This window comes from Cytobacillus kochii, assembly GCF_044790165.1.
GTDB classification, from domain to species: domain Bacteria; phylum Bacillota; class Bacilli; order Bacillales; family Cytobacillaceae; genus Cytobacillus; species Cytobacillus kochii.
This window is the reverse complement of record NZ_CP085254.1, coordinates 3733272-3745290: the sequence shown is the minus strand read 5'-3', so window position 1 is coordinate 3745290 and position 12019 is coordinate 3733272. Positions and strand designations below refer to the sequence as shown.

The following is a 12019-nucleotide window of genomic DNA, read 5'->3' as shown; positions in this document are numbered from 1 at the left end:
TAAAAAAGTAAGAAAACTGTTATTTTTGTAAAAATTCATATCATTATAAAAGAATTTGGTTTTTATGTAAAAAAACAACCATTATAGCAAGAGAATGCTGTGGTGATACTTAATCTTGTCATGAAGAGAATACCTATTGATAAAAGGATATTTTATGAAATGACCCTTATTAGTTGAAACTTTTGAAAGCTAAATGAGTCTAATTTTTAAAAGTGATAGAAAAAAAGTAAAAAAGGAGAAACGGAATGAAAGGTTTTATTGTCATGTTTTTGTTGCTTATGGGATTGAATTCTTTCGTTTATATGGATTTGTCCTCCGCTTCTTCTGAATATGGAGAAAAATCACAAATAGGGTATCTTCTATTAGATAAGCATATGTTAATTGGTGATGAAGATTTTCAACAGGCAGACCTTAATCTTGATGTAAATCATTTAAAAGAAAAGTACGACATTATCTACTATCTATCATATAAAACATCTCAGCTTCCAGAGGGTATAAAGAACGGCGATAAAGTGAAAGTAAGCTATAGTGAGATATCTCAAACAAAAATTCCTCAAATCGCTGTAAAAACTATGGAACTGTATACATCATCTTGTGAAAAAAAGAGTGAACAGGTAGGACATATTTATATAGAAGAAAAAATTTTAACAGAAGATGGAAATTTCCATGCCAAAGACATCCATTTAGATATGGATGAATTACAAGCAAAATACCAAATTGTATTATTACATATGGAATCACCGCTTCTTCTAGAGGGGATTGTTAGTGGTGATCAAGTAGCTATCGGATATAGTCGCATGCTTGAATCTTATCCACCAAAAGCATTGGTTACCTGTATAGAAAAATTGATTTAAAAACTTATAAGTAAAATAACGATGATATCAGAGGGAGTATGTAGTTTTTGATGCACAGCTATCTGTTGAAATGGTTATAGATGTCCGCAGAAATTTAATTTGATGAAATTGCTCAAAATGTACGCGCAATCTACATTGCGCAGCTAACTCAGGAGATATTATTAAAGATGAACGAACAAATCCCACTTTTCTGATTATCTTCAGAAAAACCTCTAATGAAAAAGGGCACAGACAATTTAACTGTACCTACTTAAATTAACCGTTAAATTTATTCACATTCTCTTAACAGTGAAAGACCTAACAAAGAATACATATCCGCCTTAGAGGAGTCCAAATAATTCAATTAGTGCAGAGACTGTATAAAATGAATAAGTTGGAGGACAAGTCATAATGTTCTTTTAGTCTCCATTTCTTTATAGCTTGTAATAATTGCTGTTCAAGTGTGTTAGTAGCGTTTCGTTCCATAAAGACAGTGTTAAGTCTTAAGGAATAATTATTTGAATTTTTTGTTAATTTATGTATTAGATCTGATGCATTACCATCTATTAATCTTAATCTAAATCTATAATTTTGTATTGATTGAATGTCATTTCTAATATTACCATTATTATCTATGGTATCATTATCGAATCTCTCAAAAAGTGATTGTGTACAACTGGATCTTAGGATCTTTATTAACTATTAAGATTTTCTTTTCATTATTTGATAAGTGGTATGATAATTCTTTACAAAGTGTTGTTTCATAACCCCGCCTTACAGATTTAAAAAATGAAGTCACTGTTAAAATTCAAAGATAATTGTATACTTTTTTCTTTCTCATTCGCCTTATAATCGCAGGAGGGAGAAATGGATAATTCAGATGATTTAAAAAGTTTAAATGAGGAACTGAATTTTGTTTACCGATATTTAAGAAAATTGAAGATATCTCATGAAGATGCAGAAGATATTGTACAAGAAACGGCTTATAAATTCCTTCAGTATTATGATTCAATAAGAACACCTAAAATTCGGAGTTGGTTAATCCGTGTGGCTATCAATTTTCATTATGATCAATTTCGTAAAAATAGTAGAGTTAAGCTTGATTTAAGGGAAGATCAAGTAAAAACACTTTCAAAAGATTTACCTGAAGAGATTCTTATAAGTTATGAACATTGGTCTGAATACATTGGCAGAAGTAGCATTGTCATTTGATCATCATTTACAAGTCGCTTTTGAAGAAGATATTGACCAGTAGCTCGAGCCAGGAAGGAATTTGCGAAACTATACAGGGAGGTATACAAATGAGTAGCAATGATAAGAAACATGAATCAGAAGAAAATAACATTTGGCATTGTTCTTACGGCGGGTATTGCATTAGGGATCACCCTATATACAATTTATAAGAATCATTTTGGATTTACCAAAAAGGCTAAACAACAAAAGGCTTGGCTAGAAAAGGAAAATAAATTATAGGCTGTCCAAAAAGGCAGTCTTTTTTATATCCAAAAATATTAAAAAGGAGTGTTATATTAAATGGTTAAAGTTTATATTGATCCAGGACATGGCGGCATTGATCCAGGCGCTGTAGGTAATAGTCTGTATGAAAAATTATTAACATTAAAAAAGGCTTTGAAAATTAAAGAATATCTTGAAGAATACGATGATGTACAAATTAAGATGAGCCGTACAGGTGACCAAACTCGCTCATTAACTTATCGAACTGATGATGCAAATGCGTGGGGTGCCGATGTATATGTATTACCACATATTAATGCTGGTGGCGGTGTAGGTTATGAGGATTATGTTTATCTAGGAGTAGGACAAACCACATTAGCCATTCAAGATGCTATTCATAAGCGAAGTGATAAAAGCTACAGGTTTCAATGACCGTGGGCAAAAACAAAAGAACCTACATGTTCTTAGAGAATCGCATATGCCTGCAATTTTAACCGAAAATGGGTTTATTGATAATAGTGGGGATGCTGCTAAACTTAAACAAGATTCTTTTATAGATGATGTTGCAAGGGGTCATGTTAATGGACTTGTTAAAGCATTTAACCTTAGAAAAAAGGAAACGTCTAAACCGAGCAAAGGTTATCGTCATACGGTAGTTAAAGGTGATACTCTTTGGTCATTATCCTAAAAATACGGCACAACTGTTAATAATCTTAAAAAGCTTAATCCTGGCATTCATGTGGATGCATTACAAATAGGAAGTAAATTAAATATTACTTCTGGTGCTACCTATCACACTGTGAAAAAAGGTGAAACTGTATCTGAACTAGCTAAAAAATACGGTAGCACGATTAAGCAAATTAAAAACTGGAACGATCTAGATAATAACTACACGATTTATGTTGGTGAGAGTTTAAGAGTTAAGTAATAACCAAAGCCCTTCTCAATCGAGGGGGGCTTTGGTTTATTATATTGTAAAATAATCCGAGTTTCTAGATGAAATATACTCATGGTAAATTTATTTCGGGTGAATGATTACCTATTACAAAATAAGTGAATTATAAAAGAAAATGGAAAATCCTTTTATTTTATTTATTTTAAGTGTATGCTATTGTGGGTAATTAGTTAAGGAGGTTATCTTGTTGAGAAATAAGAAGTTTATTACATTATTTATAATAATATTAATTTTTCTTAGTGCTTGTCAAACCAACAATGTTGAAGAAGTGCCATATGAAGGGAAAGCTTTAAATATAGGTGTTGTGGGAGAATCTCCTAATATAAGAGAAGAGAATATAAGTTTTCATAATATAACTCTAGAGGAGATTTATAATTCAGAGCCTGATTTTGATGCGGTGTTTATTATGGAAGATTCCTTATCTGAAGCTTCTAAAAATAAGTTTGTTAAAATGTATAAGGAAAAAAGCTTACCATTCTTCTTTATAGGGTCAAAAGCAAACACCGTGCCGTTTAGAGATATGGAAAATCCTGCTTCGTATAAGGAAGAAGCAGCAAAAATAAATGATACAGATACATATATTTCTGGATTTATATATAACCAGGATACTAATGAATATGATTCTTGGAAATTTGGTTATCCAGTTGAAAACAGCGAATTACAAACTGATAGAATAGATGAAGTTTATTCTAGTGTATTCAAAGTAATTGAAAAATAATTTATGTGGAAAGTAAGAGAAGAGTTGATAATGTCAACTCTTTTTAATTTTGTTAAAAACTTACATACTTAGATATATATTCTTTTAATGTTATAAAATGGTTGAATTATTACATTTGTAATGTTAGTATAATTATTGTGAAATAATATTAGGGGGAATCACCATGCTAAAAAAACTAGTTTTAAGTTCCGCGTTACTATCATTATTATTATCGCCATTAGGTAATGCGAGTGCGAATGCAGAAAGTGATGTAAGTCAAGAAACAACCATGGAAGAAATTAATTTGGAAAAAGTAGATTTTGAAAAATTACAAGATGGGGAAGAAATTCAAGTTGATGGATTTACAATTAAGCATTATTCAAATGAAGAAGCAGCTGAATTAATCGCAGAACAGAAAGGTACTACTACTAGTTCAGAATTAAGAAATCTAGGAGGAAAAACTAATAAAAGTTTAATAACGCCTATGGCTAGTTCATGTGCGAGTGGTGCAACTGCATTTTCTAGAACACTTAATGTGAAGTCAAATTATAAACCAACTATGCATGTATGGACTGAACTTTGCAAAAATAGCGCTGGTCAATTTGTAATAAAGAGTATTGTAGATATCACAATTAATAAATCATATAATGGTATGGTTAAAGGTTTTGGAGGTTCAGTTAAGGCACAAGCATTGAACTCAGGTAAAACTTTATATTACAGAGCAGAAGGTAATTTTTATAACAATGCTTCAACTACAATTAATTCAGAAGCAGGTCTAGATACTAGGGTTGCTACAATTAGTTTTGGTTCATCATCTACTTCCGATTATTTTGGTTATATTCACCAAGCACAAAATATATATCTATTTAAATAAGTTTTATATTATTTAATTTGAGATTGATAAATAATGCTACATAACTATTATTCTAAAAATAAACTTTAAGTTGTATTTAAAGAATTAAGAGTTTAAAAGTAAAAGCCCTTCTCAATCGAGATGGGCTTTCATTCCTTGTAATGCTTTCTGTAATGCTTCTTTTATTGTATCACCCTCAACTTTTTACCCCTCCATTGTTAAACTGTAGATAACCAAGAGTTTTATTAACCGTTATGATATTTATACATCCAAAGAATGCCTGATTTAATAAGGCGTGCTACTCGTCCTGTAATTGGACGTTCGGCAACTAAACCAAAGCCATGTTTTTTACCTAGTGAACCCATGATTCCTTTTAGTTTTATCACAGGAAGGGTTTCGGGTAGTTCTTCATTTTTCCAACGTTTTAAAAGGACTTGTACAATTTGTTCTGCTTGTCCTTCAGCTAGTTGCGCACTTGGTGCATGAGGAAGGCTTGCGCAGTCACCTACTACATATACATGCTCGTCATCAGGGATATTGTGATACTTGGTTAATACGACTCTACCCTGTTTGTCTTTTTCAACATCCATCGCACGTACAACATGTGTCGGCTGAATACCTGCAGTCCATACAACGACATCACTTTCAATCCGCTCATCATGATTGTATAGAGCGCCTTCTTCGACTTTAGTGATATTAGAGTTGTTAATGACTTGTACGCTTCGAGAGTTAAACCAGTTTTGTACATATTTACTTAGTCTCTCTGGGAAGGCAGATAAGATGCGATTCCCCCGATCAAACAACTTGACCGTTAAATCAGGTCTGCTTTCATTTAGTTCAGATGCTAACTCGATACCACTGAGACCAGCACCAACAATCGAAACAATGGCACCCGCAGGCAAATTATTCAGCGTTTCATATGTTTTTCGTGACTTGGCAATAGATTGAATACTGTGAGTATATACATCTGCCCCAGGAACATTATGGTATTTATCTTCACAACCAAGCCCAACAATAAGATCGTCATATGAAATGGGTTGTTGATCGTTTAAATGGACCAGCTTTTCTTTTGTGTCAATTTTTGTAATATCTCCATATTGAATGTTCAAGCGAGGGTGTTCTGGAAAAGCAACACGTACATGTTGATCGGAAATCGTTCCAGCGGCAAGTGCATAGTATTCTGTTTTTAAACAATGATAAGGTACCCGGTCGACGAGAGTAATCGAAACATCATCCGGCAGTTGATTCGGTAAAAGACGAGCAAGCACTCGCATTCCGCCGTATCCTCCCCCAAGAATAACAAGATTTTTCATTTGCTGATATCCCCTTTATTTTGTCCGTTCTCATACAAGAAGATAATCTGATACAATGGAAAAAACACAAGTGTCCAAATTATCTTAAAAAAATAAATATAACCATCCATATTGCATAATCCCATAAAAAGTATAACGAAATTATCTCTAAATCACAACAGAAAACAAAAGGAAACTTATGCAGATAAGACGGAGTAAAAATATTCTGATATTTATAGTTTCTTCAAAAGAAGGAAAAGGAAGCGAATAAGGAGTTAATATTATGAGGAAGATTGTTGTAGAATTTTGTATAACAAATATGGCCAATGGTTCTCACCATGCCTTTGCAAAGTTAAAAAAAGATTATGATTTAGATGTCATTGAATATGGCTGTTTAGGATATTGTGGGAAGTGCCGGCATTTATTATTCGCTTTAGTTGACAATGACATCATTCATGGGGAAAATGCGGAGGAATTGGTTTATAACATTTATCAACATTTAGATGAAGAATAATGTTCCTTTACTCTTTTGTTGCCATATAATAAGGTATAGGTACGTTAATGAAGGCAGTAAGTTTGTGAAACACTGTAAAGAAGTATATACTAAGCCTATAATATAAACTTGGAGGGATTATGATGAATCAAGTTGTTGAGATTACAGAAGCGGCAGCCCTTCACATTAAAGAAATGATGAAACAAAATGAAGAAGAGAACGCCAAATTACGTGTAGCAGTAAAGGGCGGTGGCTGTAGCGGATTATCTTACGGAATGGGCTTTGCTCAAGAAGTAGAAGAAGACGACATTCCTTTTGAATTACATGGCCTTGAAATCGTTGTAAGTAAAGAAGATGCACCGATTCTACAAGGGACAAAAATAGACTATAAAGAATCCATGATGGGTGGCGGTTTCACTATCGACAACCCAAATGCGATTGCCAATTGCGGCTGTGGATCTTCTTTTAGAACCGCAACAAAGGTTGGTACGCCAGAAGAGTGCTAATCTTAGTGAAGAGATCTTTCCTTTATAAAGGGAAGGTCTTTTTTATTTGAAGTCAGAAAGTCAATGTTTAATCCACCAGAAGTGTGGTTGGTAGGTATTATGTGAAAATGGTCAAAACTTCCTCCAGTTTAAGGGTGTAAAAAAACCCGGAATCACATCCGGGCCTTTCTTTTAAAACATTGAAGTACTATGTTTAGGCTGTACTCTTGCTTTAGGGTCAATATATGTTTTAGCGTGACTAACTGCGACTGGTGCTTCACCAAATCCACATGCAATTAATTTTACTTTTCCATCGTAAGTACAAATATCTCCAGCAGCATAAACACCTTCAATGTTAGTTTCCATCTTTTGATTTACAACGATAGAGTTCTTCTGAATGTCAAAGCCCCATTCTTTAATTGGACCTAATGAAGAGACAAAACCATAGTTAACAATAACGGCATCGACGTCGATAACTTCTTTTTCTTCTTCGCCTACTTTTTCAAGGATTACTTGGCTTACACCGCTTTCATCACCAACTAATTCAGCTGGAATATATGGTGTTTTGATATCAACTTTAGAATTTTCAAGGTTTTCTACACTATGTTCATGTGCACGGAATTTATCTCTGCGGTGAACGATTGTAACTTTATCTGCGATAGGTTCAAGCATTAAAGCCCAGTCCACTGCTGAATCGCCTCCACCAAATATAACGACTCTTTTTCCAGCAAAATGATTGAGGTCGTTAATAAAATAATGAAGGTTTTTTCCTTCGTATTCTTTCGCACTTTCCAATTCTAAACGACGGGGTTGGAATGCGCCGTTACCAGCAGTAATAATGACAGATTTTGAAAAGTGGACATCTTTATCTGTCGTAATTTTCAATGTTCCATCTGCTAGTTTTTCCAATGTTTGTACAGATTGTTCTAAAGATATAGTCGGATCAAATTTGTCCATCTGTTCAACAAGATTATCTATTAACTCTTGTGCGCGGATTTTCGGAAATCCTGCAACATCGTAGATATATTTTTCTGGATAAAGGGCAGAAAGCTGTCCACCTAGTTGAGGTAAGCTTTCAATAATGTTAACAGATGCTTGTCTCATCCCACCGTAAAAAGCGGTGAATAGCCCAGTTGGACCCCCGCCGATAATCGTGATGTCGTAAATCTTCTGTTCAGTCAAAGTGATTCCCCCTAAGTATATTTATGGTGTTTTAATTAGTTTACCATAATATTAGACTATTCTGTATCATTTGGTGTTGCATAAGGAAAAGATGTACCATCAAATGATCTTTTAAAAATCAGCGTTGACTAGAAAAATACGGTTAAATTTCCTTTAGAAAGGTAAAATGTGAAAGCGGTACCAATGTTGATTTTATAGTATTGATAATCATTATCAAATTAAAAAATCTTAAAATTCTTAAAGTGTCAATTTAGCTTGAAAATAAGATAGAAAAGGAATACTATGTAATAGAAGATATATTTATTAATTTTTTGTGACATTTTTCGAACATTTTTTTGTCCGTATTAGTGAAGAATATCACAATCTTTTATTTTATGAAAAATAGGAGATAAGAAGTACTATAAAATATATTAAAGGTGGAAGTGATACACTTGAAAAAGCCAAAAATCGTTATTTTAGGTGCAGGTTACGGTGGATTAATGACTGCAACTCGTTTGCAGAAACAAATCGGAGCAAATGATGCTGAAATTATTCTTGTGAATAAAAATGATTACCATTATGAAACAACTTGGTTACATGAAGCATCTGCGGGTACATTACATCACGACCGTGTACGTTATGATATAAGTAAAGTAATTGACAACGGTAAAGTTGAGTTTGTAAAAGGCACTGCTGTTGAAATTAAAACAGATGAGAAGAAAGTTCTACTTGAAAAAGGTGAGCTTGAATATGATTATCTAGTAGTTGCACTAGGTGGAGAATCTGAAACATTTGGTATTAAAGGATTGAAAGAATACGCTTTCTCTATCTCTAATATCAATTCTGCGCGCCAAATTCGTGAGCATATCGAGTATCAATTTGCTACTTATAATACAGAAGAAGTAAAAGATGATACGCGCCTATCAATCGTTGTTGGTGGTGCTGGTTTCACAGGTATCGAGTTCCTTGGTGAATTAGGTAACCGTATTCCTGAATTATGCAAAGAATATGATGTACCTTTTGAAAAGGTGAAGATTGTATGTGTTGAGGCAGCTCCAATGGTATTACCAGGATTTGATCCTGAATTAGTTGAATATGCTGTTGCTCATCTTGAGAAGAAAGGTGTTCAATTCCGTATTGGCACAGCGATTAAAGAAGGTACACCAGATGGTATTATCGTAGCAAAAGGCGAAGATGATGTAGAAGAAATTAAAGCAGGTACTGTAATCTGGGCTGCTGGTATTCGTGGGAATGCCATTATTGAAAAATCAGGATTCGAAGCCATGCGTGGACGTATAAAAGTGGATGAGAACTTAAGAGCACCTGGACATGACAATATCTTTGTTATTGGTGATAGTTCATTAGTGATTAATGAAGAAATTAATCGCCCTTATCCGCCAACTGCACAAATTGCTATGCAACAAGGTGAATTAGTTGCAAAAAATATTGCTGCACTTATTCAAAATAAAGAACTAGGGACATTTACTTTTGATAACAAAGGTACAGTATGTTCTTTAGGTGAAGATGATGCGATTGGTGTTGTATTTGGTAAAAAAGTGGTTGGTAAAAAGGCTTCATTTATGAAGAAGATGGTTGATAACCGTGCATTATTAATGATCGGTGGCGCTTCATTAGTTGCGAAAAAAGGTAAATTCAACGTTCTTTAATGCGTTAAATATAAGAGGGCAAACGATATGTTTGCTCTTTTTTTTATAGATTAATTCATCTAAGGAGAGATAAAATGGGAAAAGCCGATAGAGGTAAAGTATGGCTTGGGGTTAGTGGTCTTTTAATCAATGAAAGTAAAGAATGGTTAGTTGTAAACAAGAAATACGGTGGTTTAAAAGGAAAATGGTCATTACCTGCCGGTTTTGTAGAGCAAGATGAAACAGCAGATGAGGCAATTATTAGAGAAGTGAAGGAAGAAACTGGGCTATCTTGTCGTGTGAAAGAGATGATAGGTCTTCGTACGGGTGTGATTAAAGGGGAAATTAGCGATAATATGGTCATTTTTCTTTTGGAAGCTGATACAAATCAGACAATTGTAATAGAAGACAAAGAATTAGATGATGTCCAATTTATGGATCCACTGGAACTTATTCATCATCAACCAACTTCAGTCATGATTCAGTATATATGGGAGAACCTCAATCATAACAACAAAACATTAATTGATGACATTAATCCCGGAGATCAATTTGGATACACTGCTTATAAATTATTTTTGTAACCTCGTGATATATTGCATAATTTAAAGCATAAGAAAGATAATAATGCTTGTATGCGTTTACATAAAGGGTTTTTACTGTTTTTTGAACCTTTCCATTTTTGATATTTTTCTGTATTATTTAGTTATTATCAGAAAATTCAATTATTCCAAGGGAGATGAACAACATGGCAGTAAAAAATGAATCTAAAGTTTGTATCTATTGTGCAGGTCAAGGGTATTTCCAACTGATCCTTGGAGGATCGGAAACATGTGCTTGTTGCGGTGGTTCTGGTAAACATGAAAAATAATTCAGCAAATGAATAAGATGTAATGATAGCGCTCTAAGTTTTAGAGCGCTTTTAATTTTGTTGAAATACAGCAGAATTATCTCACATGCTATCAAATATCAAAATTTTAAAATAAAATTCTGCTATAATAAAGTTTATTAATTGGCGAAGTTTGTAATGGAGGTTGCAATTTATGCGTATCGTTAAACCTGAGTCTCTGCATCAACAGGCATATCATATAATTAAGAGCGAAATTCTTGAAGGGGTTTATCAACCTTCTGAGAGAATTGTAGAAGCAAAAGCGGCAAGTAAATTAGGCATAAGTAGAGGACCCGTTAGAGAAGCGATTCGAATGCTTATTCAAGATGGTCTTCTTGTATATAATGATGGCTATGTAAAGGTTTATACACCGACGGTTCAAGATGTAGTGGATCTTTTCCAATGTAGAGAAAGTCTAGAAGCTCTTGCGATCAGCTTAGCTATTCATAATATTTCAGAGAATGAGAAAGAAAAGTTACAGAAGAATTTAGTTGCTAGTTATCAGGCAAATGAAAAGAAAGATATAATCGAACTCGGTAAGCTCGACCAAGCCTTTCATGATATTATTATTTATGCCTCAAAGAATAAACAGCTAACAGAGTTATTAGAAATGATTCGGGCAAAGATTCATTATATGCGTAGTAATATGGTAAAGGAAAACTTCTATCCTACATTAGTAGAAGAACATGAAAGAATTATAGACTTATTATTTAGCGGTGATGAAAAAGGAGCACAAGAATATATCAGACAGCATATAAAAAAAGGGCTTGATGGCGTCCTTATGCATATTGATAAAAGCGTTTCTAAATAAAGATCAGCTACTCTAAGTAGAGCCTACATAGAGTAGCTTTGTTTAATTATTATGAGAGAATCCCGTTTAAAGGTTTGATTGTAACACTGGTGAGTCAAGTCAGCTTGTTTATTTGATTCATAAAGTTTCCCGTATGGTGTGCTCTTGTAGTGACGACCATAATAAATCTTATGAGGGAAGTGCCATTATAGAGAATTCAATGGTAATTTCCCATCCCTTTTACTAACTTAGTTAGGTTATTCATTCATAAATAGTGCACACATGATCGCACCTATAGATTCATTTAGTTATATAGCTAAATTCATCCCCGCATTCGAGCTGACTGATATTTGTTCTGGCAGCAAACCTTATATACCTCCTCTATAACTGAAGGTGATCAAGTATCTACTTCTTCTTTTTCCTGTTGTTGCGTTATCCTTACTTGTTTAAATGCACAAAGTGAGTATGTC

12 protein-coding genes and 1 pseudogene are annotated in these 12019 nt (G+C 33.6%); 11 read left to right on the top strand and 2 right to left on the bottom strand.

All coding sequences use genetic code 11. The features are described 5' to 3' along the window. Positions 1-245: 245 nt before the first annotated feature. From LG276_RS19115 to LG276_RS19095, 5 genes and pseudogenes are all read left to right on the top strand, one after another. Positions 246-854 (top strand): hypothetical protein, encoded by a 609-nt coding sequence (locus tag LG276_RS19115; RefSeq protein WP_404292518.1) that lies wholly within the window; start codon positions 246-248, stop codon positions 852-854. A gap of 846 nt (positions 855-1700) precedes the next feature. Then, positions 1701-2045 carry an RNA polymerase sigma factor gene (locus LG276_RS19110; protein ID WP_404292516.1) on the top strand — a complete coding sequence of 115 codons (345 nt, stop codon included), beginning with the start codon at positions 1701-1703 and terminating at the stop codon, positions 2043-2045. Positions 2046-2366: 321 nt separating this feature from the next. Then, positions 2367-3216: pseudogene (locus LG276_RS19105) on the top strand (N-acetylmuramoyl-L-alanine amidase). 214 nt (positions 3217-3430) lie between these two features. Beyond that, positions 3431-3961 carry a hypothetical protein gene (locus LG276_RS19100; protein ID WP_251163645.1) on the top strand — a complete coding sequence of 177 codons (531 nt, stop codon included), beginning with the start codon at positions 3431-3433 and terminating at the stop codon, positions 3959-3961. 163 nt (positions 3962-4124) lie between these two features. Then, complete coding sequence (locus LG276_RS19095) at positions 4125-4814, top strand: hypothetical protein (RefSeq protein ID WP_404292514.1); 690 nt, start codon at positions 4125-4127, stop codon at positions 4812-4814. A 224-nt stretch (positions 4815-5038) separates the two neighbouring features. On the opposite strand, the gene LG276_RS19090 is transcribed toward LG276_RS19095, so the two are convergent. Beyond that, complete coding sequence (locus LG276_RS19090; RefSeq protein WP_404292512.1) at positions 5039-6106, bottom strand: NAD(P)/FAD-dependent oxidoreductase; 1068 nt, start codon at positions 6104-6106, stop codon at positions 5039-5041. A gap of 262 nt (positions 6107-6368) precedes the next feature. Here LG276_RS19090 and LG276_RS19085 point away from each other — a divergent pair, with 262 nt between their 5' ends. Both LG276_RS19085 and LG276_RS19080 read left to right on the top strand, forming a co-directional pair. Further along, positions 6369-6599: a DUF1450 domain-containing protein gene (locus LG276_RS19085; RefSeq protein WP_224938063.1), complete on the top strand. Its 231-nt coding sequence runs from the start codon at positions 6369-6371 to the stop codon at positions 6597-6599. 122 nt (positions 6600-6721) lie between these two features. Then, on the top strand, positions 6722-7084 hold the full coding sequence (locus tag LG276_RS19080) for an iron-sulfur cluster assembly accessory protein (protein WP_191817221.1): 363 nt from the start codon (positions 6722-6724) through the stop codon (positions 7082-7084). Positions 7085-7255: 171 nt separating this feature from the next. Here the strand turns inward: LG276_RS19080 and LG276_RS19075 are convergent, their stop codons facing one another. Continuing rightward, positions 7256-8245, bottom strand: coding sequence for an NAD(P)/FAD-dependent oxidoreductase (locus tag LG276_RS19075; RefSeq protein ID WP_404292510.1), 990 nt, complete (start codon positions 8243-8245; stop codon positions 7256-7258). A 431-nt stretch (positions 8246-8676) separates the two neighbouring features. Here LG276_RS19075 and LG276_RS19070 point away from each other — a divergent pair, with 431 nt between their 5' ends. From LG276_RS19070 to LG276_RS19055, 4 genes are all read left to right on the top strand, one after another. Continuing rightward, positions 8677-9891 (top strand): NAD(P)/FAD-dependent oxidoreductase, encoded by a 1215-nt coding sequence (locus tag LG276_RS19070; RefSeq protein WP_251163656.1) that lies wholly within the window; start codon positions 8677-8679, stop codon positions 9889-9891. 74 nt (positions 9892-9965) lie between these two features. Then, complete coding sequence (locus LG276_RS19065; RefSeq protein ID WP_404292508.1) at positions 9966-10454, top strand: NUDIX domain-containing protein; 489 nt, start codon at positions 9966-9968, stop codon at positions 10452-10454. Between the two features lie 164 nt (positions 10455-10618). Continuing rightward, complete coding sequence (locus LG276_RS19060) at positions 10619-10741, top strand: YuiA family protein (protein ID WP_224938011.1); 123 nt, start codon at positions 10619-10621, stop codon at positions 10739-10741. Between the two features lie 172 nt (positions 10742-10913). Continuing rightward, complete coding sequence (locus LG276_RS19055; protein ID WP_224938010.1) at positions 10914-11570, top strand: GntR family transcriptional regulator; 657 nt, start codon at positions 10914-10916, stop codon at positions 11568-11570. Positions 11571-12019: the final 449 nt, after the last annotated feature.

Excerpts from the sequence above, each read along its gene's own strand:
- LG276_RS19115 (WP_404292518.1), top strand. The coding sequence starts at position 246 with ATGAAAGGTTTTATTGTCATGTTTTTGTTGCTTATGGGATTGAATTCT.
- LG276_RS19095 (WP_404292514.1), top strand. The coding sequence starts at position 4,125 with ATGCTAAAAAAACTAGTTTTAAGTTCCGCGTTACTATCATTATTATTA.
- LG276_RS19080 (WP_191817221.1), top strand. The coding sequence starts at position 6,722 with ATGAATCAAGTTGTTGAGATTACAGAAGCGGCAGCCCTTCACATTAAA.
- LG276_RS19065 (WP_404292508.1), top strand. The coding sequence starts at position 9,966 with ATGGGAAAAGCCGATAGAGGTAAAGTATGGCTTGGGGTTAGTGGTCTT.
- LG276_RS19085 (WP_224938063.1), top strand. The coding sequence starts at position 6,369 with ATGAGGAAGATTGTTGTAGAATTTTGTATAACAAATATGGCCAATGGT.
- LG276_RS19110 (WP_404292516.1), top strand. The coding sequence starts at position 1,701 with ATGGATAATTCAGATGATTTAAAAAGTTTAAATGAGGAACTGAATTTT.
- LG276_RS19090 (WP_404292512.1), bottom strand. The coding sequence starts at position 6,106 with ATGAAAAATCTTGTTATTCTTGGGGGAGGATACGGCGGAATGCGAGTG.
- LG276_RS19060 (WP_224938011.1), top strand. The coding sequence starts at position 10,619 with ATGGCAGTAAAAAATGAATCTAAAGTTTGTATCTATTGTGCAGGTCAA.
- LG276_RS19055 (WP_224938010.1), top strand. The coding sequence starts at position 10,914 with ATGCGTATCGTTAAACCTGAGTCTCTGCATCAACAGGCATATCATATA.